The sequence below is a fragment of the Streptomyces scopuliridis RB72 genome, assembly GCF_000718095.1.
GTDB classification, from domain to species: Bacteria; Actinomycetota; Actinomycetes; order Streptomycetales; family Streptomycetaceae; genus Streptomyces; species Streptomyces scopuliridis.
Map to the genome: position 1 here is coordinate 149,080 of NZ_JOEI01000004.1, position 25,360 is coordinate 174,439.

A 25,360-nucleotide genomic window follows, 5' to 3' on the forward strand; every position below is an offset into this window, starting at 1 on the left:
TGATGAGCCCCGTCCTCGCCGGTGTGCTCCAGCTGCTCGCCCTGATGGTGGCGCTCGCTCTGGCGTACCGTCCGCTCGGCGACTACATGGCCCGTGTCTACAGCTCGCCCAGGCACCTCAGGGCCGAGAAGTGGATCTACCGCGTCATCGGCGCCGATCCCGCCATCGAGATGCGCTGGCCCGCCTATCTGCGCGGGGTCCTCGCCTTCTCCGTGATCGGTGTCCTGTTCCTGTATCTGCTCCAGCGGGTCCAGGGCGGGCTTCCGGGCTCGCTCGGCTTCGCGTCGATCGACCCGGACCAGGCGTTCAACACCGCCGCGTCCTTCGTCTCCAACACCAACTGGCAGTCGTACTACGGCGAACAGGCCATGGGCCATGTCGTCCAGACCGGCGGGCTCGCGGTCCAGAACTTCCTCTCGGCCGCCGTGGGCATGGCCGTCGCGGTGGCGCTCGTACGCGGCTTCGCCCGCTCCCGCACCGGCGAGCTGGGCAACTTCTGGTCGGACCTGGTGCGCGGCACCGTCCGGATCCTGCTGCCGATCTCCGTCATCGGCGCGCTCGTGCTGGTCGCCTGCGGCGCCATCCAGAACTTCGCGGGCATCCACGAAGTGGGTCAGTTCACGGGCGGCTCGCAGCAGTGGAACGGCGGCGCGGTCGCCTCCCAGGAGGTGATCAAGGAGCTGGGCACCAACGGGGGCGGTTACTTCAACGCCAACGCCGCCCACCCCTTCGAGAACCCCAACGGGATCTCCAACCTCTTCGAGATCTTTCTGATCCTGCTCATCCCGTTCGCGATGACCCGCACCTTCGGCCGGATGGTGGGCAGCCTCCGGCAGGGGTACGCGATCCTCGTCGCGATGCTGACGATCTGGCTCGGCTTCACCGCGCTGATGATGTGGACCGAGTTCCACCACGGCGGCCCGGCGTTCGAGATCGCGGGCGGCGCCCTGGAGGGCAAGGAGACCCGCTTCGGGATCGGCGGCTCGTCGATCTTCGCGGTGGCCACCACCCTCACCTCGACCGGCGCGGTCAACTCCTTCCTCTCCTCGTACACCGGGTTCGGCGGCGGTATCGCGCTGCTGGGCATGCAGCTCGGTGAGATCGCGCCCGGAGGGGTCGGCTCCGGTCTCTACGGCATGCTGATCATGGCCGTCATCGCGGTGTTCATCGCGGGTCTGATGGTCGGACGTACGCCGGAGTATCTGGGCAAGAAGATCGGCGGCCGCCAGATCAAGTTCGCCGCCTGCTACATCCTGATCACCCCGGCGCTGGTGCTCTGCTTCACCGCCGTGGCCATGGCGCTGCCCACCCCGGGCCACTCCATGACCAACTCGGGGCCGCACGGCTTCTCCGAGATCCTGTACGCGTACACCTCGGGCGCCAACAACAACGGTTCGGCCTTCGCCGGGCTCAACGCGGACACCCAGTGGTTCAACACCACCATCGGGCTGGCGATGCTGCTCGGCCGCTTCGTGCCCATGGTGTTCGTCCTCGCGCTGGCGGGATCGCTTGCCGAGCAGCGCCCCGTACCCGAGACCGCGGGCACGCTCCGGACCGAGAAACCGCTGTTCAGCGGGGTGCTCGTGGGCACGATCGTGATCGTCGCCGGACTGACCTACTTCCCGGCGCTGGCGCTGGGGCCGCTGGCCGAGGGGCTGGCGTCATGACCACTCGTACGATCCAAGAGGACGCGATGTCCAGTACCACTCCGGCCCGCGCGCCGCACAGCGATGTCCCCACCGGGCACAAACCCGATGACGGACGCGTCGGCGGGGGCCTGTTCGATCCCACGCAACTGCTGCGCTCCTTCCCCGAGGCGATAAGGAAGCTCGACCCGCGAGTGATGGTTTCGTCGCCCGTGATGTTCGTGGTCCTCATCGGGTCCGTCATGAGTACGGTCCTGGCCGCGCTGCACCCCGGCGACTGGTTCGGTTGGGCCGTGGCCGCCTGGCTCTGGCTGACGACCATCTTCGCGAATCTGGCCGAGGCCGTCGCCGAGGGGCGCGGCAAGGCGCAGGCGGACACTCTGCGCAAGGCCAAGACCGATACCGTCGCCCGCCGGGTCATCGGCGTCCATGAGGAGCGGGTGCCCGGTACGGAGCTGCGCGTCGGCGATCTGGTCGTCTGCGAGGCCGGCGACATCATCCCCGGCGACGGAGACGTGGTCGAAGGCGTCGCCTCCGTCGACGAGTCGGCCATCACCGGTGAATCGGCGCCCGTCATCCGGGAGTCGGGCGGCGACCGCTCGGCCGTCACCGGCGGTACGAAGGTCCTCTCCGACCGCATCGTCATCAAGATCACCACAAAGCCCGGCGAGACCTTCATCGACCGGATGATCGCGCTGGTGGAGGGCGCGGCCCGGCAGAAGACCCCCAACGAGATCGCGCTGAACATCCTGCTCGCGTCCCTCACCATCGTCTTCCTGCTCGCGGTCGTCACGCTCCAGCCGTTCGCCGTCTACGCGGGGCAGCGCCAGCCGGTGATCGTGCTGATCGCGCTGCTGGTCTGTCTGATCCCGACCACGATCGGCGCGCTGCTCTCCGCGATCGGCATCGCGGGCATGGACCGGCTCGTACAGCGCAATGTGCTCGCCATGTCCGGGCGCGCGGTCGAGGCCGCGGGCGATGTGTCGACGCTGCTGCTCGACAAGACCGGGACGATCACCCTCGGCAACCGGCAGGCCGCCGAGTTCGTCCCGGTCAAGGGCGTGACGGAGGCCGAACTCGCCGACGCGGCCCAGCTTTCCTCGCTGGCCGACGAGACCCCCGAGGGCCGCTCCATCGTGGTGCTGGCCAAGGAGAAGTACGGTCTGCGCGAGCGTCACCAGGGCGAGCTGGCCGGCGCCGAGTGGGTCGCCTTCACCGCCCAGACCCGGATGTCGGGCGTCGATCTTGTCGAGGACGGGGCGGGGCGCAAGGTCCGCAAGGGGGCGGCCGGTTCGGTCGTCGCCTGGGCCGAGGAGCGCGGCGGCCCGGTGTCCGAGGACACCCGGGGACTCACCGCCGCGATCTCGGAGGCCGGCGGTACGCCGCTGCTCGTCGCCCTGGAGGACGCCGCCGGGGCGCGGGTGCTGGGCGTCATCCACCTCAAGGACGTGGTCAAGGAGGGGATGCGGGAGCGGTTCGACGAGCTGCGCCGTATGGGCATCAAGACCGTCATGATCACCGGCGACAACCCGCTGACCGCCCGGGCGATCGCGGAGGAGGCCGGTGTGGACGACTTCCTCGCCGAGGCCACCCCCGAGGACAAGATGGCCCTCATCCGGCGCGAGCAGGCGGGCGGCAAGCTCGTCGCGATGACCGGCGACGGGACGAACGACGCCCCGGCGCTGGCGCAGGCGGATGTCGGCGTGGCCATGAACACCGGTACGTCGGCCGCCAAGGAGGCCGGGAACATGGTGGACCTGGACTCCAATCCGACCAAGCTCATCGAGATCGTCGGCATCGGCAAGCAACTGCTCATCACCCGTGGCGCGCTGACGACCTTCTCCATCGCCAACGACGTGGCGAAGTACTTCGCGATCATTCCCGCGATGTTCGCGGTCGTCTATCCGAGCCTGGACAAGCTCAACATCATGCGGCTGTCCTCGCCGGAGTCCGCGATCCTCTCCGCGGTCATCTTCAACGCGCTGATCATCGTCGCGCTCGTACCGCTCGCGCTCAGGGGCGTGCGGTACCGGCCGATGAGCGCGGACCGGATGCTCCGCAGGAATCTGGGCATCTACGGCCTCGGCGGACTGATCGCCCCCTTCATTGGCATCAAGATCATCGACCTGCTCCTCTCCCTCATCCCCGGCATCGGGTGAACGGCATGACGTCCATGAACAGCTCGGCACGCAACACCGCACGGCTCCTCGGGGCCGGAGCGCGCGCTCTCCTCGTCCTCACCGTCCTGTGCGGGGTGCTCTACCCGCTGGCTGTCACCGGCGTCGCCCAGGGCCTCTTCCCCCATCAGGCGAACGGGTCCGAGGTCAAGGAGGCCGGCAAGGTCGTCGGCTCCTCGCTCATCGGCCAGCGCTACGACCTGCCGCTGAAGAAGGGCCAGGAGACCCCGGCGCCCGACCTCAAGTGGTTCCAGCCGCGCCCGTCCAACGGGCTGGGCAGCAACACCGTCAACACGCAGTACAAGCTGATCCTCTCCGGCGCGACCAACCGGGCCGGCGACAACGAAGAGCTGATCCAGTGGGTCAAGGACGCCAAGGCCGCGGTCGTCAAGGACAACTCCACGCCCGGTTACCGGGTCCCGGCCTCCGCCGTACCGCCGGACGCCGTCACCTCCTCGGGCTCCGGCCTCGACCCGGACATCTCACCGGCCTACGCCCGGCTCCAGGTCCACCGGGTGGCGGAGCGCAACCACCTCCCCGTCCAGCGGGTGGAGAAACTGGTCGAGGACCACACCCAGCAGCGCGTTCTCGGCTTCGTCGGGGAGCCCCGGGTGAATGTCCTCGCGCTGAACGTCGCGCTGCGGGAGCTGGTCGGCTGACCATCAGAATCGTGTCAAGACCGACTCACGAGACCGGTGCCGCCCCTTTTGCCCGCATCCCTGGCTGTAGTTTCGACACAGCCGGCGCGTCGGGCGCGGTGGCTCTTCTGGAAGACAATGGGGCCATGGGACGCGGCAAGCTTCGGATCTATCTGGGCGCGGCACCGGGCGTCGGGAAGACATACGCGATGCTTTCCGAGGCGCATCGCAGGGTGGAGCGCGGCACGGACTGTGTCGTGGCGTTCGTCGAGCATCATGACCGGCCGCGTACGGAAGTGATGCTGCACGGGCTCGAAGCGGTCCGGCGGCGCGAGCTGGAGTACCGCGGGACGGTCTTCACGGAGATGGACATCGACGCGGTGCTGGAGCGCCGTCCGGCCGTCGCCCTGGTCGATGAACTGGCCCACACCAATGTGCCGGGCTCCCGCAACGCCAAGCGCTGGCAGGACGTCGAGGAGCTGCTCAAGGCCGGGATCGAGGTCGTGTCCACGGTCAATATCCAGCATCTGGAGTCACTCGGCGATGTCGTCGAGTCGATAACCGGGGTACGGCAGCAGGAGACCGTCCCCGACGAGATCGTGCGGCGCGCCGACCAGATCGAGCTGGTCGACATGTCGCCCCAGGCGCTGCGGCGGCGCATGGCGCACGGCAATGTCTACAAGCCCGACAAGGTCGACGCGGCGCTCTCGCACTACTTCCGCCCCGGCAACCTCACCGCGCTGCGTGAGCTGGCGCTGCTCTGGGTCGCCGACCGGGTGGACGAATATCTCCAGCAGTACCGCGGCGAGCACAACATCCGCTCCACCTGGCAGGCCCGGGAGCGCATCGTCGTCGGCCTCACCGGCGGACCGGAGGGACGTACGCTCATCCGCCGCGCCGCCCGCATGGCGGCCAAGGGCTCCGGCAGCGAGATCCTGGCCGTCTACATAGCCAGGAGCGACGGCCTGACCGCCGCCTCGCCCAAGGAACTGACCGTCCAGCGCACGCTGGTGGAGGATCTGGGCGGCACGTTCCACCATGTCATCGGCGACGACATCCCCTCCGCGCTGCTCGAATTCGCGCGCGGGGTCAACGCCACCCAGATCGTGCTGGGCTCCAGCCGGCGCAAGACCTGGCAGTACATCTTCGGGCCGGGTGTCGGTGCCACCGTCGCGCGGGAGTCCGGGCCCGATCTGGACGTCCATATCGTCACGCACGAGGAGGCCGCCAAGGGGCGCGGGCTGCCGGTGGCGCGCGGGGCCAGGCTCGGCCGCTCCAGGATCGTCTGGGGCTGGCTGGCCGGGGTCGCCGCGCCCGTACTGCTCTCGGTGCTGCTGACGGCGCTGAACAACACGCCGGGGCTCGCCAACGATGTCCTGCTCTTCCTCTTCCTGACCGTGCTGGCCGCGCTGCTCGGCGGGCTGCGGCCCGCGCTCGCCTCGGCCGCCGTGGGCTCGCTGCTGCTCAACTTCTACTTCACGCCGCCCACCCACACGCTGACCGTGGCGGACCCGAAGAACCTGGTCGCGATCGTGATCTTCTTCGCGGTGGCCGTGTCGGTGGCGTCCGTGGTGGATCTGGCGGCCCGCCGTACCCACCAGGCGTCCCGGTTGCGCGCCGAGTCGGAGATCCTCTCCTTCCTGGCCGGCAGTGTGCTGCGCGGGGAGACCACGCTCGACGCGCTGCTGGAGCGGGTCCGCGAGACGTTCTCCATGGAGTCCGTGGCGCTGCTCGAACGTGTGAGCGATGTCGATCCCTGGACCCGGGCCGGCAGCGTCGGACCGCAGCCCGTCGACCGCCCCGAGTCCGCCGATGTGGACATGCCGGTCGGCGACCATATGGCGCTGGCGCTCTCCGGCCGCGTCCTGCCCGCCGAGGACCGCAGGGTGCTCGCCGCCTTCGCCGCGCAGGCCGCCGTCGTACTCGACCGGCAGCGCCTGGTGGGCGAGGCGGAACAGGCCCGCGCCCTCGCCGAGGGCAACCGCATCCGTACGGCGCTGCTCGCGGCCGTCAGCCACGATCTGCGTACGCCGCTCGCCGGCATCAAGGCCTCGGTCACCTCACTGCGCTCCGACGATGTCGAGTGGTCCGAGGAGGACCGGGCGGAGCTGCTGGAGGGCATCGAGCACGGTGCCGACCGGCTGGACCATCTGGTCGGCAATCTGCTCGACATGTCCCGGCTCCAGACCGGCACCGTCACCCCGCTGATGCGGGAGATCGACCTCGATGAGGTGGTCCCCTGGGCGCTCGGCGGCGTACCGGAGAACAGCGTGGAGCTGGACATCCCCGAATCGCTGCCCATGGTGACCGTCGACCCCGGTCTGCTGGAGCGCGCGGTCGCCAATATCGTCGAGAACGCCGTCAAGTACAGCCCCGAGGGACGGCATGTCACCGTCGCGGCCAGCGCGCTGGGCGCGCGGGTCGAGGTACGGGTCGTGGACCGGGGCCCCGGCGTTCCCGACGACGCCAAGGACCGGATCTTCGAACCCTTCCAGCGTCACGGCGACGCGCCGCGCGGGGCCGGCGTCGGCCTCGGCCTGGCGGTCGCCCGTGGCTTCGTGGACGCGATGGGTGGCACGCTGGCCGCCGAGGACACCCCCGGCGGCGGTCTGACCATGGTCCTCACCCTCTCAGCGGCGTCCGGACGCGAGCCGGTACGTCCCGAACCACCTGCCCGGTCGCTGACATGACCGGGCCCGCAGAAAGGCAGGCCCCTATGACCCGGGTGCTCGTGGTCGACGACGAGCCGCAGATCGTACGCGCGCTGGTGATCAATCTGAAAGCGCGCAAGTACGAGGTGGACGCGGCCTCCGACGGCGCGAGCGCGCTGGAACTGGCCGCCGCCCGCCACCCCGATGTCGTCGTGCTCGACCTCGGTCTCCCGGACATGGACGGCGTCGAGGTGATCAAGGGCCTGCGCGGCTGGACCCGCGTACCGATCCTGGTGCTCTCCGCGCGCCACACCTCCGACGAGAAGGTCGAGGCGCTGGACGCGGGCGCCGACGACTATGTCACCAAGCCCTTCGGCATGGACGAACTGCTCGCCAGGCTGCGCGCCGCGGTCCGGCGGGCCGAGCCGGTCGGCGGCGACGGCGACGAGACGCTCTCGGTCGTGGAGACCGAGGGGTTCACCGTCGATCTGGCCGCCAAGAAGGTTCACCGCGAGGGCAGGGACGTACGGCTCACCCCGACCGAGTGGCATCTGCTGGAGGTGCTCGTACGGAACACCGGCCGGCTGGTCAGCCAGAAACAGCTCCTCCAGGAGGTCTGGGGCCCGTCGTACGGCACCGAGACCAACTATCTGCGGGTCTATATGGCCCAGCTGCGCCGCAAGCTGGAGGCCGATCCGTCGCACCCCAGGCACTTCGTCACCGAACCGGGCATGGGCTATCGGTTCGAGCGTTGAACCGACGCGCCCATACCCCGGTACGCTTTCTCCATGAGTGCTGAGAAGCCGACCGGCCGCTTCCGCCGGATGCTCGACCGGCTCTCCAGCTCCCAGGAGGATCTGGAGTCCGAGGAGCTGCGGGAGGACGCGCAGGCATCGGGCTGTACGCGGATCTCCGACTGCAACGACCGCCAGATCGTCCGGGTGACTGGTACGTTGCGGACGGTCACCTTGCGTCCACGGGCCGGAGTGCCCGCGCTGGAGGCGGAGCTGTTCGACGGCACCGCGCCGCTGGACGTGGTGTGGCTGGGCCGGCGCTCGATCATGGGCATAGAGCCGGGCCGCAAGCTGATCGCCTCCGGCCGGATCTCCCTGAGCCACGGCCGGCGGGTGCTGTTCAATCCCAAATACGAACTCCGACCACTCGGACAGGAGTAGCCGGTGACGTCACCCGACAAGCCCGCCGCCTCGACCGCCTCATCTCCCTCAGCTGACTCCTCCGACACCTCGGCCGCCTCGGACGGTGATGCGAAAGCCGTCACCGAGGCGGCTCTTTTCGAGGCATTCGGCGGCCTGCGCGGCATGGTGGAGACGGTTCTTCCCGGCCTGCTCTTCGTCACGATCTTCACGGCCAACAAGGACCTGCACACGTCGGCGATCGCCGCGCTGGCCGTCTCGCTGCTGCTCGTCGTCGTCCGGCTGATCCGCCGGGACACCGTCAAGCACGCCTTCAGCGGGGTCTTCGGCGTCGCGTTCGGTGTCGTCTTCGCGATGATGACCGGCAACGCCAAGGACTTCTATCTGCCGGGCATGATCTACACGCTGGGGCTGGCGGTCGCGTACATCGTCACCACGCTCGCGGGCGTGCCGCTGATCGGGCTGATCCTCGGCCCGATCTTCAAGGAGAACCTCTCCTGGCGCACCCGTAACCCGGGGCGCAAGAAGGCGTACGCCAAGGCCAGCTGGGCCTGGGGGCTGATCCTGCTCGCCAAGTGCGCGATCCTCTTCCCGCTCTACTGGTGGGCGGACACCACCCAGCTCGGCTGGATCCTGATCGCGCTGAAGATCCCGCCGTTCCTGCTGGCGGTCTATCTGACCTGGGTCTTCCTGGCGAAGGCGCCGCCGCCGATCGATGTCTTCGCCGAGATGGAGGCGGAGGAGCGGGCCGAGAAGGAGCGCGCGGCCGCCGTCACCGCGACGACCGGGGACGGGTCGGGGCCACGACACCGCCGGTAGGCAGACCGTCCTTGCGGCGCCGGACATGACGGACGGGCGGGGTTTCGCCCGCCCGGCCCGTCCGGCGCCGGGGTGTCAGCCGGCCGCGTCCTCGCGGCGTACCGACAGCAGATCCTCCAACTGCTCCTCGCGGGCCTGGGCCGCCACGAACAGCAGCTCGTCGCCCGCCTCCAGCGTCTCCTCCGGGTTCGGGGTGAGGACGCGCGTCCCGCGGATGATCGTGACCAGCGAGGTGTCCTCGGGCCAGCTCACATCACCGACCTGCGTGCCGGTCACGGCCGACTCCGGCGGCAGGGTCAGCTCGACCAGGTTCGCGTCGCCATGGCTGAAGCGCAGCAGCCGTACGAGATCGCCGACGCTCACCGCCTCCTCGACCAGCGCCGACATCAGACGCGGCGTCGAGACCGCGACATCCACCCCCCAGGACTCGTTGAAGAGCCACTCGTTCTTGGGGTTGTTGACCCGGGCCACCACTCGCGGGACGCCGTACTCGGTCTTGGCGAGCAGCGAGACGACCAGATTGACCTTGTCGTCGCCGGTCGCGGCGATCACGACATGGCAGCGCTGGAGCGCCGCCTCGTCCAGCGAGGTGATCTCACAGGCGTCGGCCAGCAGCCATTCCGCCAGCGGCACCCGCTCCACCGAGATGGCGGTCGGTGCCTTGTCGATCAGCAGGACCTCGTGTCCGTTCTCCAGCAGCTCACCCGCGATGGAGCGGCCCACCGCACCTGCCCCGGCAATCGCGACGCGCATCAGTTCCCGCCTCCGTCCGGGCCCTCGGCGAATGCCGCCTCGACCTTCTCGATGTCGTCCGTACGCATCATCACGTGGACGAGATCGCCCTCCTGAAGCACTGTCTGGGACGTCGGCAGCATCGCCTCGCCCAGCCGGGTAAGAAACGCGACACGGACGCCCGTCTCCTCCTGGAGCGTGCTGATCTTGTGGCCGATCCAGCTCTCCGCGGTGTGCACCTCGGCGAGCTGTACGCCGCCGCTCGGATCACGCCACAGCGGCTCCGCGCCGGACGGCAGCAGCCGGCGCATCATCTGGTCGGCGGTCCAGCGGACCGTGGCCACGGTCGGGATGCCCAGCCGCTGGTAGACCTCGGCGCGCTTCGGGTCGTAGATCCGGGCGGCCACGTTCTCGATGCCGAACATCTCGCGGGCCACCCGGGCGGCGATGATGTTGGAGTTGTCGCCGCTGCTCACCGCGGCGAAGGCGCCGGCGTCCTCGATCCCCGCGTCCCGCAGGGTGTCCTGGTCGAACCCGACGCCGCTGACGCGCCGGCCGCCGAAACCGGAGCCGAGCCGCCGGAACGCGGTGGGGTCCTGGTCGATGACGGCGACGGTGTGCCCCTGCTGCTCCAGGTTCTGCGCGAGTGCGGCACCCACCCGGCCACAGCCCATGATGACAATATGCACGGCCCTACCCCGCACTCCTCATACCCCACCTGAACTGCGTATACATCCTGCTCATGTCTCTTCTCTCGGCTCGCCGGGCAACACATTGCGGGCACGTGAAGGCCCGCGGGGCGCCATGGCGCGACCGGCGGCCGGTCATGGGCCCGAGCGGTGCCGGGGATGTCGCCCTCGTCCGCGCTCACGCCCACCGTATCGGCAACCAGGGACAGGAGATCAGGCGTGTGCCCCGTCGGAGGGGGTACGGATCACCGGCGCCGACGGTGATCCGTACCGTGGCGGGGACACCCCATCACTTCCAGGCACGTTGGGACGCGGAGCATGGATCAGGAACAGGACCGTACGTACGACCGGGACCGTGCGCACGACCGGCGCATCGCTGAGCTGCTGGCCCGGATGACGGACGCGGAGAAGCTGGGCCAGCTCCAGCAGCTGGCGTGGACCGGGGACACCGGCCCCGGCGGCGGGCAGAACCATCTCATCGAGACGGCGGCCCGCGAGGGGGCGCTCGGCTCCGTACTCAACCTGCACGGCGCCGCGCACACCAACACCCTTCAGCGCATCGCCGTCGAGGAGTCACGGCTCGGTATCCCGCTGCTCTTCGGCTTCGACGTGATCCACGGTTTCTGGACCACCTTCCCGATCCCGCTCGCGCAGGCGGCGAGCTTCGACCCGGCGGTCGCCGAGCGGGACGGCGAGGTGGCGGCCGGCGAGACCCGGTCCAACGGGGTGCACTGGACGTTCGCGCCGATGATGGACGTCACCCGGGATCCGCGCTGGGGACGGATCGCCGAGAGCTGCGGCGAGGACCCGTATCTGACGGCGGCGTTCGCGGCGGCCAAGGTCCGCGGCCACCAGGGCGAGGACCTCCGCGACTCGCGCCGGATCGCCGCCTGCGCCAAGCACTTCGCCGCGTACGGAGGCGCCGAGGGCGGCCGTGACTACAACACCGTCGACGTCTCCGAGCAGCGTCTGCGCAATCTCTATCTGCCGCCGTTCAAGGCCGCCGTGGAGGCGGGCGCGGCGACGGTGATGGCCGCCTTCAACACCGTCAGCGGCGTCCCGGCCCACGCCCACCCGCATCTGCTCTCCGACATCCTCAAGGAGGAGTGGGGCTTCGACGGCGTCGTGGTGAGCGACTGGAACGGGGTCCATGAGCTGATCACGCACGGCTTCGCCGAGGACGCCGGGGCCGCCGCCGGGCTCGCGTTCGAGGCGGGCCTCGACATGGAGATGGTCAGCACGGATCTCGCCGACCACGGACGGGAGTTGCTGCGCGCGGGGGCGCTCTCGGCCGGGCGTCTGGACGACGCCGTGGCGCGGGTGCTGCGGCTGAAGTTCCGCCTCGGGCTGTTCGAGCGGCCGTACGTGGACGAGGGCGCCGCGCTGACCGGGCCGACGGCGGAGAGCCGGGCGGCGGCGCGGGAGACCGCGGGCCGGTGCGTGGTGCTGCTCAAGAACGAGGGGGACACGCTCCCGCTGAGCCGGGCCCTCTCCTCGGTCGCCGTGGTCGGCCCGTTCGCGGACTCCACCGATCTGCACGGCACTTGGTCGGGGCCGGGCGCCTCCCGCTTCCCCGCGGTCACCGTCCTCGACGGCATACGGGCGGCGCTCCCGGACGCCGCCGTCGTCCGGCACGCGGAGGACCACGACGCGGCTGTGGCGGCGGCGCTCTCCGCCGACTTGACCGTGGTGGTGGCCGGCGAGCCCACGGAACTCAGTGGAGAGGCGGCGTCGCGCAGTGACCTCTCCCTGCCCGCGGGCCAGGAGGAGCTGATCCGGGCGATCGCGGCGACGGGCCGGCCGTTCGTCGTCGTCCTCGTCGGCGGGCGTCCGCTCACCGTCGACGGCTGGATCGATCGGGCGCCCGCCGTGCTGGCGGCCTGGCATCTGGGCATCGAGGCCGGTCACGCGCTCGCCGATGTGCTGTTCGGCGAGGTGAACCCCGGCGCCAAGGTGCCGGTGAGCTTCCCCCGCTCGGTGGGGCAGATCCCCGTCTATTACAACCACGAGAACACCGGCCGCCCGTCGGAGCCGGACGAGCCGGGGGCGCCGTTCACCTCGTCCTATCTGGACGTCGGGCGCGGACCGCGGTTCCCGTTCGGATTCGGCCTCAGCTATACGGACTTCGAGATCGGTGAGCCGGAGCTGAGCCGGGACGCCGTCGGCGTCGCGGAGCTGTCGCGCGGCGCCGAGGTGGAGGTGGCGGTCGCCGTACGGAACACCGGGCAGCGCGCGGGTGACGAGGTCGTCCAGCTCTATGTGCGTGACCGGGCGGCGTCGGTCGTCCAGCCGGTGCGGCGCCTTCGCGGCTTCCGGCGCGTCACGCTCGGCGCGGGTCAGAGCGAGGTGGTGCGGTTCCGGCTCGGCGCGGAGGACCTCGGGTTCTGGACGAACGACCCGGCGGGCCGCTTCCTCGTGGAGCCCGGACGAATCGACCTGTACACGGGAAACAGCTCGCGGGCGACGGCGCGGCGCACACTCACCCTCACCCCGTGACGACCCCCCGCCAGCGGCCCGCCGACATGCCGGGCCGCAGGTGGGGGTGGTGCCCGCACACGGTGTTGTTCGAACGCATACGATCCCTTCCGTGTCCAAACTGACCGACGTGCCCAAACGCATCCTGATCGGGCGGGCGCTGCGTAGCGACAGGCTGGGGGAGACCCTCCTCCCCAAACGCATCGCCCTGCCCGTTTTCGCCTCCGACCCGCTGTCCTCGGTGGCGTACGCGCCGGGAGAAGTCCTCCTGGTCCTGTCCATCGCGGGTGTGTCGGCGTACCACTTCAGCCCGTGGATCGCGCTGGCCGTCGTGGTCCTGATGTTCACGGTCGTCGCGTCGTACCGGCAGAACGTGCACGCCTACCCGAGCGGCGGCGGCGACTACGAGGTCGCGACCACCAACCTCGGCCCCAAGGCCGGGCTCACCGTCGCCAGCGCGCTGCTCGTCGACTACGTACTGACCGTGGCGGTGTCGATCTCCTCCGGCGTGGAGAACCTCGGGTCCGCGATCCCCTTCGTGGTGGAGAACAAGGTCCTCTGCGCCATCGGGATAATCGTGCTGCTCACGCTGATGAATCTGCGCGGCGTACGGGAGTCGGGGAAGCTCTTCGCGATCCCGACGTATGTCTTCGTCGGCGGCGTGTTCCTCATGATCGTCTGGGGCGCCTTCCGCGGGCTCGTACTCGGCGAGACCATGAGCGCGCCGACGGCCGGCTTCGAGATCAAGCCCGAGCACCAGGGCCTGGCAGGCTTCGCGCTGGTCTTCCTGCTGCTGCGGGCCTTCTCCTCCGGCTGCGCCGCGCTGACCGGCGTCGAGGCGATCAGCAACGGTGTCCCGGCCTTCCGCAAGCCGAAGAGCAGGAACGCGGCGACGACCCTCGCCCTGATGGGCGGCCTCGCCGTCACGATGTTCTGCGGCATCATCGGCCTGGCCATGGCCACCGATGTGAAGATGGCGGAGTCGCCCGGCACGGATCTGCTCCGCGATGGCGTCCCGGTCGGCTCGGGCTATGTCCAGAACCCGGTGATCTCGCAGGTCGCCGCCGCCGTCTTCGGCAGCGGCACGTTCCTGTTCGTCCTGCTCGCCGCGGCCACCGCGCTGGTCCTCTTCCTGGCCGCCAACACCGCGTACAACGGGTTCCCGCTGCTCGGCTCGATCCTTGCCCAGGACCGCTATCTGCCGCGCCAGTTGCACACCCGAGGCGACCGGCTGGCCTTCTCCAACGGCATCGTGCTGCTGGCCGGGGCCGCCGCACTGCTCGTCGGTCTCTACGGGGCGGACTCCACCCGGCTGATCCAGCTCTATATCGTCGGTGTCTTCGTCTCCTTCACGCTCAGCCAGACCGGCATGGTCCGGCACTGGAACCGCCATCTGCGGACCGAGCGGGACCCGGCGAAGCGCCGCCATATGATCCGGTCCCGGGCGATCAACACCTTCGGCGCGTTCTTCACCGGTCTGGTGCTGGTCGTCGTACTGGCGACCAAGTTCACCCATGGCGCCTGGGTCGCGCTGCTCGGCATGGTGATCTTCTACGGGACGATGACCGCGATCCGTAGGCACTACGACCGGGTCTCCGCGGAGATCGCCGCCGCGGAGGGACCGTCCGACGACAGCGTCCGGCCGTCCCGGGTGCACTCGATCGTGCTGGTCTCCAAGGTCCACAAGCCCACGCTGCGCGCCCTCGGGTACGCCAAGCTGATGCGCTCGGACACGCTGGAGGCGCTCAGCATCAATGTCGACACGGCGGAGACGAAGCAGCTCAGGGAGGAGTGGGAGCGGCGCGGCATCAACGTACCGCTGAAGATCCTCGACTCCCCGTACCGCGAGATCACCCGGCCGGTGATCGAGTACGTACGCGGTCTGCGCACGGAGAATCCGCGTGACGCGGTGAGCATCTACATCCCGGAGTATGTGGTCGGCCGCTGGTACGAGCATCTGCTGCACAACCAGAGCGCGCTGCGGCTCAAGGGGCGGCTGCTCTTCACTCCGGGGGTGATGGTGACCTCGGTGCCGTATCAGCTGGAGTCCTCGGAGCTCGCGAAGAAGCGGGCGAAGCGGCGGGCGGCGTATGTGGCGCCGGGCGCGGTCAGGCGCGGTCCCGTGGACGCGCGGCCGAAGGAGCCGGACAGGAAGGACTGAGCGGCTGCGTGGGCTGCGTGGACTGCGCGGGCTGAGTGGACCGGGAGGCTGAGGGAGCTGAGCGGGCCGAGGCGGCTGAGCGGACTGGGAGGGGGGTTCGGCTCGTGGCGGCCGGGTGGGTGACGCGCACGTAGACTGGTGGGCTGTCCGGTGGGCTGCCGTCCGCCCTCCCCGTTTCCCCCTCACCTCTGATCTTTTGGAGCCACCTCCCATGTCAACAGAACCGCAGGCTTCGCTGATCGGGGAGGAGTACGAGGTCGAGGTGGGCCCCGTCGCCCATGGCGGCCACTGCATCGCCCGTACCGCCGAGGGCCGTGTGCTCTTCGTACGGCACGCGCTGCCCGGCGAGAAGATCGTCGCGCGGGTGACGGAGGGCGAGGAGGACTCCCGCTATCTCCGCGCCGACGCGGTGAAGATCATCGAGCCGTCGAAGGACCGGGTCGAGGCTCCGTGCCCGTACGCGGGACCGGGCCGGTGCGGCGGCTGCGACTGGCAGCACGCCAAGCCGGGCGCGCAGCGGCGCCTCAAGGGCGAGGTCATCGCCGAACAGCTCCAGCGGCTCGCGGGCCTCACCCCGGAGGAGGCGGGCTGGGACGGTACGGTCATGCCCGCCCCCGGCGACAAGCTGCCCGCGGGCGAGGTGCCGGCCTGGCGCTCGCGCGTGCAGTACGCGGTCGACGAGAACGGCCGCGCGGGGCTGCGCAAGCACCGGTCGCACGACGTCGAGCCGGTCGAACACTGCATGATCGCCACGGAAGGCGTCAGCGAACTGGGCGTCGAGCGGCGCGAGTGGCCGCAGATCGCCACGGTCGAGGCGATCGCCGCGTCGGGCTCCGGCGACCGGCAGGTGATCCTCACCCCGCGCGAGGGCGGCCGGCTGCCGCTGGTGGAGCTGGACAAGCCGGTGTCCGTCCTGCGGGTGGACGAACGCGACGGGGGAGTGCACCGGGTCCACGGCCGCGCCTTCGTCCGCGAGCGCGCCGACGGCCGTACGTACCGCGTCGGCATGGGCGGCTTCTGGCAGGTGCACCCGCAGGCGCCGCAGCTGCTGGTGGAGGCCGTGATGCAGGGCCTGATGCCGAGGAAGGGCGAGACGGCCCTCGATCTGTACTGCGGAGTGGGCCTGTTCGCCGGGGCGATCGCGGAACGCGTCGGTGAGACGGGCGCGGTGCTCGGCATCGAATCCGGCAAGCGAGCGGTCGAGGACGCCAGGCACAACCTCCAGGACCTGCCCCGGGTCCGGATCGAACAGGGCAAGGTCGACCAGGTGCTGCCGCGCACCAGGATCACCGAGACGGACCTCATCGTCCTGGACCCACCCCGCGCGGGCGCGGGCAAGCAGACGGTCAAGCACCTCTCGGGCCTCGGCGCCCGCCGCATCGCCTACGTGGCCTGCGACCCGGCCGCCCTCGCCCGCGACCTGGCGTACTTCCAAGAGGGCGGCTACCGCCCGCGCACGCTGCGGGCGTTCGACCTCTTTCCGATGACACACCATGTGGAGTGCGTGGCGATTCTGGAGCCCGTCGCGAAGGGCTCCTGACCTGCGGTTTTGCGCGTGCGCATTATGTGCGGTGCGGGCGTTACGGGCGATATCTTGACGCCGAAATGACGCTCGTGACGCTCATTTGACGCTCGTTCTGATGGGGTGTCAGGCGCACTGTTGAGCAGGTCAGGCCCTGTCGAGGTGGCGAATGTCGACGGGGTGCCAAGGGCAGGTGACGCTGGAGCGCAGCGCCGCTGATTCGGCTGATCAGATGTCGCGGAAGGGACCAGCCATCCCCGTGACCTGTAGTGCTGGACGACTGTGTGTCGCTGACATGCACAGATGGCCTTTTCACTGTTCCACGGTCATGCCTGTTGATGCAGCCGGAAGTCCCAGAAAGTCCTAGAGCGCCCCCAACGGTGACGGCGACTCTTTCGAGTTGTGCAGCAGGTGGGGCGCACTGCGGGCGGGTACTTCCAGTCCCGCGATCGGGCGGTGGGCGGTGTTGGTGAAGGAGCATGGTCTCCTCGACGGCGATTCCATCGTCGGACGTTGCGAAGCTGATCACGCCATGGCGCCGGCTCGGAGTCCCACCATCAATTGCGGTGCAATGCTCCCGGTGGTGGTACACGACTCTCGGCCTGCCGCGGCATTGCCTGGGACACGCACTGCGTCAGGACATGCTGCTCTTCGTCGGGGGCGCGCGGATGATCTCCGCGGTGCCGGTTCGAGGCCGGTTGGGAGCAGTCGTGCCAGCCCCGAGGCGCAGACGGCCGCGGCCTCACCTCGGCAGTCTGTGGGCCCATGGTCGGGATACTGATCCCGCTCGACTCCCTTACCACTGGCGTCGCGTCATCACCCGGCGGAAGTCGGTGTCCGGCCGGTCGCCGATGTAGAGCCCCGCCGCTACCTGGGCGAACTCCGGCTGTGCGAGGTACTCGCCGATGCGGCCGGCCTGGTCCGAGGCGAGCGCGTTCATCGGATACAGCAGAACGGCCTTGACCCCACGCTGGCCCAGAACCCTCTTACGGCGCGGCACTGGTCGAGCGCCGGGACGAGGAACGACTCGGTCTTCCTAGAACCCGTGCCCGCCGTGACCAGCGTCGGCAGGGCGGGCCGTGGAGCGTGCTCAGCCGCTCGTACGCCTTCGCCTGATGCCGATACGGGGCGAACCCCGGGACCCACTCCAGGTGCTTCTCCCAGCCGGCCTCGGCCTTGTGGAAGGGAGTCCTGATCCGCAGAAAGGGACCGCGGAGCATCCCGGTCTCGGCATGCTCCAGACACCTCTCCAGCACCCGCCGGGTGTCCTCGCCGGTGAGCGCGCACGTCGTCGTGAGGTACTGGGTGAGACGGCCCCGCAACTGCGCGGCGGCCAGAGTGGGCCTCACGACGTTCCCCCCTGATTCACACCAGGTCGGTGAGCTGCGTCAACGGCATACGGAGCTGCCGACATCGCTCCTGGCAATGACGGTCCGCGAATGATTCCAGCCAGTGACTGGCCAGTGCCGCCGAGTGCCCCGCTCAGCGGCGGCACACTCACGTACAGTCTTCGGACCTGTGGGGGCGAGCTTGGGGGAGCGGTATACATGACCGAGACGGGGCACCCGTATCCCGTTGAGGAGTTTCTGACGGCCGTGCGCGCCGAGATCCTCGCGGAACACCGGAGCGACGCCGACGGGGCCGTGAAGGTTGCCCTCTCCAAGGGGCGGCTTCTCGCGCACTCCGGGGGGACACGCGAGTATCTCTTCGAGTGCCGCACTTGGCAGGACAGCCTGGACGGTGTCCCCGTCCTCGCCCGGCCGTCACGTTCCCGGAAAGCATGGGACCCGGCCGAGGCATCCCGCACTCCGGACGGGACCGTACGGCTCGTGACGAGAGCCGATCTCGGAACCGCGCCCGCGAACGTCCAGATCCGCAAGGACGACGCGGCCGGCTGGGCCGCCCTGGCCGAACGCCTGGAGACGGCCGACGGGCAGGACAGCCCCGTCGATCCTGGCCACGCCGGCTGGCTGGTCGGGCGGGGCAACCCCCGTACCGGCCGTTCCGAGAACCCGGGGCGATGGGTGGCGAACTGGGCGGGACTCCAGCTGAACCCGCGTCAGCGTGACGCCGTCGCACAGGCCCTCGCCAGCGACGTGCTCTTCCTGTGGGGGCCGCCCGGCACCGGCAAGACGGATGTCGTCGGCCACATCGTCGAAGGCAGTTTCCGCCAAGGGCTCAGGGTCCTCTTCCTCGCCCCCACGAACGTCGCAGTGGACCAGGCGCTGGAGCGGATGTGCTCCCTGCTGGAGCACGAGGAGGGCTTCGCCGAGGGAATCGTCCAGCGGGCCGGGAACATCGTCCTGCCGTCGCTGCGCAGCCGCTACGGCGACCAGGTCGACCCTGCCCGTATCGCCGCTCTGCTCGTGGAGAGCATCGACCGGCAGATCGGCACGGCTACCGACCAACTCAAGGGAGCGAGGGCGGCGATAGCCCTGCACGACCGCGTCCGCGACCTGGAGTCGGACCTGGCCACCGCCACGGCGGAGATGGCCGAGGCCGGTCGCGACCAGGCTGCGGCGGCTCTGACGGTGGCGACCGCGGATACCCTGGCCGTACAACTGCGTTCGAAGATGGAGAAAGTGGGACCCCCGACCGGATTCCGTGCGGAGCGCAGAGCGGCGAAACTGAGTGACCTCTGGACGGCCCTGGCGGCCGAAGAGGACCGCGCGGCACAGGCCAGGGAGGCTGTCGCGCGCGCCGTCCGTCGCCACACGGCGGGCGAGAAGCAGGCGACCGAAGCCCGCCGGGTCCTCTCCGGGGCCTACGCCGCCGTCGTGGGGATCCCGCCCCGGCAGACCGTCGTCGAGTCCGCCGTCGCACTCCAGAAGCTCATCGACGAGCTCGGGCAGAGACGCAAGCGCATCCAGGACGAGGTCCGGTCCCACTGCCGGGTGCTCGGAGCGACCGTGGCCAAGGCCGTCCAGTCGAGGAAGCTGCTCGACGAGATCGATGTCGTGGTGATCGACGAGGCCGGAATGGTCAACCTGCCCTCGGCATGGTTCGCCGCCGGTCTCGCCCGCAAGCGCGTGATCGTGGCGGGCGACTTCCGGCAGTTGCCCGCCGTGACCAAGGGCGACAGCGACCGGGAGGCGAGCGAGGAGGAGCGGGCCCACTCCCGCGAATGGACAGCGCGAGACGCCTTCCACGCCGCCGGTCTGGTCGACCCTTCCGGTCGGGTGGGCCACGACCCTCGTCTGGTGGCGCTCGACACTCAGTATCGGATGAGGGAACCGATCTGCGCGGTCGTCAACGAGGTGGCGTACCCCGACGCACCGCTCAGGACCGGGCGGGACGAAACGAGCCGCCTGCCGTTCGCCCCGCTCATCGACTCCCCGGTGATCCTGATCGACACATCCGGCCGTCGGATCGCCGGCGGCGGTCGCAAGCCCCACATGACGAACGCTGTCCATGCCGCCGTCATCCACGAACTGGTCCGAGGGCTCCAGTTCGAGGGAGTCCTCCCCGGCCGCAAGTGGCAGGAGGTTCCTGAGGGAGAACGGGCGACCGACCGGCTCGCCGTCATCTCGCCGTACCGGGAGCAGGTCAAGGCCCTCAAGAGTAGCCTGGCCCACCGATTCGGGGATGATTACGACGGCTTGGTCGACACCGTCCACCGGTTCCAGGGCAGCCAGCGCCCCGTCGTGCTCCTCGACACAGTGGCGGGCGCCGGCAAGGACCCCGGCTTCTTCTACAGCGGAACGGGGCTGTCCTCGCAGACCTGCCGCCTTCTCAACGTCGCTCTGAGCCGGGCCCAGGACCACTTGGTCGTCGTGGCGGACGTCGCCTTCCTGCGCAAGCACCTGGCCCCGCACAGCGAGGCACTGGCGATGATCGACCATTTGGAAGCGCACGCGCAGACCATCTCCGCCGATCAGCTGATCCCTATCCGGGATGCGGACCAGCTTGCCGTTCTGTCGGAGGAGGAGCTGGCACGGCCCGCGTTCTTCGAACACAGCGAGGTCCTGAGCGCGGTGGAGTGGGACGTGGAGCGCGCCCGGCGCAGCATCGAGCTGTACTCGGCGTTCATGGACGCGCCTCCGGTCCGCCGGTGGGCCCGGATGCTCGGGCCGAGGACGGCTGCCGGAATCCAGGTGACGGTCTTCACCCGCCCTCCGGAAGAGCAGCAGGAACCGTCCCGCGTGGCACGGCACCGGGAACTCGTGCAGCAACTGGAGGCTGTCGGCTGCCGGGTCGAGTTCCGCGACCGCATGCACGAGAAGGTTCTCATCCTCGACGGCTCGGTCCTGTGGCATGGTTCGAAGAACCTGCTCGCGAACATCGGGCCGACGGATCTGATGATGCGCTACACCGACCCGGCCTCCTGCGACCGCGTACGGCGGCTGATGGAGCGCACCCGCATGGAACGCCCGGCGCGGGGGCCGTGGCGCCCGGCCGAGCAGGCTGCTCCGGCGCCCGAGGTGCCGGCCCAGCGAGCGGAGGAGGCCGACAAGGTGTACCCGGGGCTGATCCGAAACGGCCGCCTGTACCTCAAAGTCCCGTATGCGCAGAAGGACGAGGCGAAGCGCCTGCTCAGAGCCCGGTGGGACAAAGAGGCCGAGCACTGGTGGGTCGACGCGGCCAAGGTCACCCGGGAGCAGGCGGCGCGCTGGCTGCCGTAGCTGCTGATGCCGGGCGCTGCGCGGTACCCCGGCCGTCAGACGCTTGCGGCCAGACAGCGGCCGTACAAGGACAGCTGATCCTTCGCTGGGGTGCGTGGTGGCTGCCGCTGTCCTCCGGTGACATGTCTTCACGTCCGTTCCCTCGCAGGAGTGGCTTCCTTCCACCGTGACCGTCACATCGTTGGCCGCTGTACCTTCGGAGCCCGGTGAGAGGGGGAGCTGATGCCGAGGATTCGTTACGACCAGCGTGTGCTGGTGCTCGTCGAGGTACGGGGGGAGCAGCGCGACTGGGACGAGGCGGAGCGGGTGTTCGACCAGCAGGGCTGGCCGGTCGTGACCGCGTTCGCCCGGAGTGAGGGCGCGTCGCGGGGTGTGCTGAGCGAGGCCGACCCGGCACGGTTGTACTCCGTCGAGGTGCGGTTCTTCGGGGCCCGCAACCGGCGCACCGAGCGGGCGGCCACTTGGCGGGTGGAGTGGCTGGCACGGGCGGCCGGGTTGGAGATGTACGCCCGGCGTTGCGAGCTGGTGGACCGGGACCGGGAGCAGCTGACCGGCTGGCGGGCGCATACGGTGGCCCATAGACCACCGCGCGCACCCGTCCCCAGGCCGCGGACGTCGATGGAGGGGTTGCGCAACGCGGCGGTGCTGGCGCGTGCGCGATTCTCGGAGAGGCGTGGCTACCACGACACGGGCATGGTGGTCACGGGTACGGCGTCGGAAGCCCGCCGGCTCTCCCGCATGGACTTGCCCGGCGGTTCCGCTCCGAGGGCTGTGATCGACGTACGGCCGCTCTACGGCCGGGAGCGAAGGCACATCGTGCCGCGTCGCGACGAAGACAGTCGGCGTCGTACGTTCCGCCTCGTGGCCTGGCTGCTCGCCATGGCATTCTGCGCCGTGGTCGCCCGGCACCACAGCGGTGTGCGGATGTGGGTGTGGGCCGGTGCAGCGGTGTTGTGCTTTGCCGGAGGAGCCCGATTGGCATATGGCATGTTCGCGACCGGCGGTCGCGTGGCGAGCCTTTTCATGGCCGGGGTGCTGTCCGTCTACCTTCTTGTCGTCGCGTTCGGCGCGGGCATGGGGGACGACAGAGGCTGGACCCCGGTGGAGATGCTGTCGCTCTTTGCCATCACGGCGACGGTGGGAGGGATCTGGCTTCTGGTCCGCCAGTGGACGTGGGGCGAATGGCTAGCCTGGGCGGCGCCGCTCGTGTTCACGGCTTTCGTGTCGTTCGTGGTGGCATCTGGATCGGTGCTGCACGCGCTGTACGCGGACAGTCTCGGGCTGACACCCGACGACCTCGACGTTTTGGGGATCTGGCAGGCCGCATCGGCGGTGAAGCTGTCGAGCTTGCTCAGCTACGCCCTGTTCGTTCCGGCTCTGTGGGGGATTGCGAAGCATGTGCACGCCCCGTTCGTCAGCCCTGTCGAACGGGGCGGCGTCCCGCTGTACGTCCTCACCCAGGTGACGGTGGTGGCGATGTGCGCGCTGGGGGCGCTGGACTCGGCGGGAGAAGCGGTGAAGGACTTCCGCACGGCCGCAGTTCGGAAGACGGATCCGCCTTCGTACTTCGGGGTGACGCCGGAGTGGACGTGCGTCGAGCCGACGGTCCCTGCGGCGAAACTCGGCAGCCGAGGCGGCGTGCTCCGTCCCGAGCGGCCGTACCTCTCGTTCGGGGCGGCCGGAGGAACGGTGTCACTGTGGGAAGAGATGGCGGGCACGGCGCTCCAGATGCCTGCCGAGCAGGTGCGCCTCGTCCCTGCGGCCGATGGCCGGGTTCGGTGCTCCTTCTCGTACGCGAGCTTGCCGAAGGACGGCTGACCCGTACCAGCCCGGGGAGCACTCGTCGGGCTCGAAGAACGACATCTGGTCCCGATCAGGGGTTGCTTCGCCTTGCCGGCTTCCAGGGGAGGAGCCGGGGCCCGCTTCTTGGCCTGGCGCCTGCCCGCCTTGCGGGAGTGGGCAGGTCGTTGTCGCTCCCGCACCGTCTCCCCAGGGTGGCGGCCGTCCCCGAGCTCTGCCGCGATGGTGACGGAGTATCCCTCCAGGGCCCGCTCTGCACCGAGGGCGGGCGGCTCCTCTTGGGAGGTCCCGGTCCCGGCCAGCCCGTGCTTGACCAGCTCGCGGCTGGCCGGCATGGCTCCATGATGTCGGTCGGACATATGGTGCGGGGCATGACGTGAGCTGGCGTCCGGAGCCTGCGGAGGCTGACCCGCTGGGAGAGCTGGCTTTGGCAGCCTGTTCACCGACTGTCGGCTGTGACGCTCGTTTGACGCTCCAGGTACCCACACGCAGGACGGCGAGCTGAGAAATGGTCTCTGACCTGGGCTTTTCCGTGATGCGCTCAGGCCGACACCTTTCCGATGACGCATCATGTGGAGTGCGTGGCGATCTTGGAGCCTGCGAGGAAGGGCGCCTGACCGGCACGTTCGGGAGCGGGTGCCGGCGCAGGAGTCGTATGTGTGGCGGCATCCGCGCAGCGGGGGCCACGTCGGTTTCCGGAGGTCGGGCGCATGAGCCGCCACTGCCGCTCACGATCGTGTGGCGGTCCCGCACCCTGCTTCGTCGGCCTCACGCATGCGCGCGTCCATGGATGTGCTCCGGTCGTACGGGTCGACCTCGGGGCCGTCTCCCGAGCCCGTGGCCGCGCGCTCGGCGGTGAACTCGGGGGTGAGATAGCCGGTGAAGGTGTCGCAGCCGCCGTTGGTGGTGTCCGCCGTGTAGGAGACGAGGGAGAACGTCCCCGGCTCGATGACCACCTTCGCCGGGTTGTCCCAGCTCATCACGGTCTCGCGGCGCACGATGGTGCGCGCGACTTCGTCGCTTCCCGCTGCGGCGCGTACGACCGGACAGACGTAGGTGACATCGGTGGTCGCCTCGACCGCACCGCGCTCACCTTCCCGGTACGTGATCCGTCCTCGTGTCTTGACCACGTTCCCGACAAGCCGCACGTTCGTCTTCTCGAAACGGCTGAACAGCAGCAGAGGATCGTTCTCCCGAGCGGGCGCGCGGAAGGCGGTCGCCAAGTAGTCCTGGACATCCCGCTGATGTGGATTGATCAAGGCGATCGCCTTCTCCGGCCGCTCCCCGCGCAGCACACCGGGATCCAGACTGGACGCGGCGAGGAAGTCCCGGGTCCGGTCGAGTGTCTGCGCGACCTGTTCCTTGCTCATCCAGCCGGTCGCCTGTGGTGCGGGCAGGCGGATCCCTGCCGTTCCGTCGCCCCACCGCGCCGCAGGCGACCCTCTGAACGGCTGCTCCATTGTGGGCAGTTGGGCTGCCGCCTCTGTCGCCGGCGGCTGATCCGGACGTTCCGACTCCGCGGCGAGCGGCGCACTCTCGCCGCGTCCGCCACCGCCTCCGAACCAGCCGGCCACCCGCCCCGGATCCAGTGCCGCGACCAGCAGGCCGAACGCGTACCAGCCCCTGCCCCGTCGCCGCCGGGCCGGCTGGTGAGTCCGCCACCCTTCCGGCGGGCGGGTCTCCTCCCGCAGCCGCCGCGTCACCGTCCGGGCCCGCGCTCGGATCGGGATTCTTCGCTGCCGGCCGGTGCCGCTCGCCCGCCTCGCTACCCGGGCTGCGCGTTCTCGCCGCCCGGTCGCTCGTCCGCCTCGACCAGGCGGGCGAGGTTCGCCAAGGCCATGCGGGTGCCCAGTTCGTTGTCGGCGGCGGGGACGTCGTCGGGGATTCCGGCGTGCACGATCAGGACATCGGTCGCGCCGTCCGCGTCGGTGAGTGTGGTCGTCATCGTCATCGTGCCGCTGAAGCCCGGGTCCGCCGTCTCGAACGCGAATACTTCCGTCACCTGCTCGTCCGGCACGAGTCGGGAGAAGTGGCCCTCGTACGTGTCGGTGTGCGCGGCCGATTTGCCGGTGCCGGCCGGGTCGTCGTAGGTGAGGGAGACGCGGAACGTTCCGCCTTCGCGGGGATCGAAGGCGTGCACGTGGCTGGTCATGCCGGCGGGTACCCGCCAGCGGGCGATCGCGTCCGCGTCGAGAAGCGCTCGGTAGACGGCCGCGCGGGGGGCGTTCACGCGGCGGGAGACACGCGTCGAGTACATGGAGTCCAACGTATCGC

Annotated in this window: 17 protein-coding genes and 1 pseudogene; 12 read left to right on the forward strand and 6 right to left on the reverse strand. The window is 69.8% G+C overall.

Annotated features, from left to right (window positions below; genetic code table 11):
* The first annotated feature begins 2 nt into the window (after positions 1-2).
* From kdpA to IF11_RS0105085, 7 genes are all read left to right on the forward strand, one after another.
* Complete coding sequence (gene kdpA / locus IF11_RS0105055; RefSeq protein ID WP_030350189.1) at positions 3-1,667, forward strand: potassium-transporting ATPase subunit KdpA; 1,665 nt, start codon at positions 3-5, stop codon at positions 1,665-1,667.
* A 26-nt stretch (positions 1,668-1,693) separates the two neighbouring features.
* Positions 1,694-3,805, forward strand: a complete 2,112-nt coding sequence (kdpB, locus tag IF11_RS0105060) for a potassium-transporting ATPase subunit KdpB (protein ID WP_030350190.1) — start codon at positions 1,694-1,696, stop codon at positions 3,803-3,805.
* A 14-nt stretch (positions 3,806-3,819) separates the two neighbouring features.
* The gene (locus tag IF11_RS0105065) at positions 3,820-4,482 is read left to right on the forward strand and encodes a potassium-transporting ATPase subunit C (RefSeq protein ID WP_030350191.1); all 663 of its coding nucleotides are present in this window, start codon (positions 3,820-3,822) and stop codon (positions 4,480-4,482) included.
* Positions 4,483-4,607: 125 nt separating this feature from the next.
* Positions 4,608-7,151 carry a sensor histidine kinase gene (locus IF11_RS0105070; protein WP_030350192.1) on the forward strand — a complete coding sequence of 848 codons (2,544 nt, stop codon included), beginning with the start codon at positions 4,608-4,610 and terminating at the stop codon, positions 7,149-7,151.
* A gap of 26 nt (positions 7,152-7,177) precedes the next feature.
* Positions 7,178-7,867: a response regulator gene (locus tag IF11_RS0105075; RefSeq protein ID WP_030350193.1), complete on the forward strand. Its 690-nt coding sequence runs from the start codon at positions 7,178-7,180 to the stop codon at positions 7,865-7,867.
* A 33-nt stretch (positions 7,868-7,900) separates the two neighbouring features.
* Complete coding sequence (locus tag IF11_RS0105080; protein WP_078490470.1) at positions 7,901-8,287, forward strand: OB-fold nucleic acid binding domain-containing protein; 387 nt, start codon at positions 7,901-7,903, stop codon at positions 8,285-8,287.
* Between the two features lie 3 nt (positions 8,288-8,290).
* Entirely contained in the window at positions 8,291-9,085 is a 795-nt protein-coding gene (locus IF11_RS0105085; protein ID WP_030350195.1) for a DUF3159 domain-containing protein, read from the forward strand.
* Between the two features lie 75 nt (positions 9,086-9,160).
* Here the strand turns inward: IF11_RS0105085 and IF11_RS0105090 are convergent, their stop codons facing one another.
* Both IF11_RS0105090 and IF11_RS0105095 read right to left on the reverse strand, forming a co-directional pair.
* On the reverse strand, positions 9,161-9,838 hold the full coding sequence (locus tag IF11_RS0105090; RefSeq protein WP_030350196.1) for a potassium channel family protein: 678 nt from the start codon (positions 9,836-9,838) through the stop codon (positions 9,161-9,163).
* Positions 9,838-10,506, reverse strand: a complete 669-nt coding sequence (locus IF11_RS0105095; protein WP_030350197.1) for a potassium channel family protein — start codon at positions 10,504-10,506, stop codon at positions 9,838-9,840. The genes IF11_RS0105090 and IF11_RS0105095 overlap by 1 nt, the downstream gene beginning before the upstream one ends.
* A 318-nt stretch (positions 10,507-10,824) precedes the next feature.
* Here IF11_RS0105095 and IF11_RS0105100 point away from each other — a divergent pair, with 318 nt between their 5' ends.
* The 3 genes from IF11_RS0105100 (at position 10,825) to IF11_RS0105110 (ending at position 16,682) form a co-directional block, all read left to right on the forward strand.
* A complete protein-coding gene (locus IF11_RS0105100; protein ID WP_051745519.1) occupies positions 10,825-13,002 on the forward strand; it encodes a glycoside hydrolase family 3 N-terminal domain-containing protein in 2,178 nt (725 codons plus the stop codon).
* A 91-nt stretch (positions 13,003-13,093) separates the two neighbouring features.
* Positions 13,094-15,142 carry an APC family permease gene (locus IF11_RS0105105; RefSeq protein WP_030350199.1) on the forward strand — a complete coding sequence of 683 codons (2,049 nt, stop codon included), beginning with the start codon at positions 13,094-13,096 and terminating at the stop codon, positions 15,140-15,142.
* Between the two features lie 211 nt (positions 15,143-15,353).
* Entirely contained in the window at positions 15,354-16,682 is a 1,329-nt protein-coding gene (locus IF11_RS0105110; RefSeq protein WP_030350200.1) for a class I SAM-dependent RNA methyltransferase, read from the forward strand.
* Between the two features lie 778 nt (positions 16,683-17,460).
* On the opposite strand, the gene IF11_RS41890 is transcribed toward IF11_RS0105110, so the two are convergent.
* Together IF11_RS41890 and IF11_RS0105120 are read right to left on the reverse strand one after the other, a co-directional pair.
* Positions 17,461-17,604: a DEAD/DEAH box helicase family protein gene (locus tag IF11_RS41890; RefSeq protein ID WP_240627773.1), complete on the reverse strand. Its 144-nt coding sequence runs from the start codon at positions 17,602-17,604 to the stop codon at positions 17,461-17,463.
* 46 nt (positions 17,605-17,650) lie between these two features.
* Positions 17,651-18,013 (reverse strand): hypothetical protein, encoded by a 363-nt coding sequence (locus IF11_RS0105120; RefSeq protein ID WP_030350202.1) that lies wholly within the window; start codon positions 18,011-18,013, stop codon positions 17,651-17,653.
* A 198-nt stretch (positions 18,014-18,211) separates the two neighbouring features.
* On the opposite strand from IF11_RS0105120, the gene IF11_RS38490 reads away from it, so the two are divergent.
* Together IF11_RS38490 and IF11_RS0105135 are read left to right on the forward strand one after the other, a co-directional pair.
* Complete coding sequence (locus tag IF11_RS38490; protein ID WP_078490471.1) at positions 18,212-21,286, forward strand: AAA domain-containing protein; 3,075 nt, start codon at positions 18,212-18,214, stop codon at positions 21,284-21,286.
* Between the two features lie 306 nt (positions 21,287-21,592).
* Positions 21,593-23,104: an NnrS multi-domain protein gene (locus IF11_RS0105135; RefSeq protein WP_240627774.1), complete on the forward strand. Its 1,512-nt coding sequence runs from the start codon at positions 21,593-21,595 to the stop codon at positions 23,102-23,104.
* Positions 23,105-23,814: 710 nt separating this feature from the next.
* Here IF11_RS0105135 and IF11_RS0105140 read toward each other — a convergent pair.
* Both IF11_RS0105140 and IF11_RS0105145 read right to left on the reverse strand, forming a co-directional pair.
* Positions 23,815-24,807 (reverse strand): annotated as a pseudogene (locus tag IF11_RS0105140) (hypothetical protein); the annotation flags it as partial.
* A 44-nt stretch (positions 24,808-24,851) separates the two neighbouring features.
* A complete protein-coding gene (locus IF11_RS0105145; protein WP_030350204.1) occupies positions 24,852-25,343 on the reverse strand; it encodes an SRPBCC domain-containing protein in 492 nt (163 codons plus the stop codon).
* Positions 25,344-25,360: the final 17 nt, after the last annotated feature.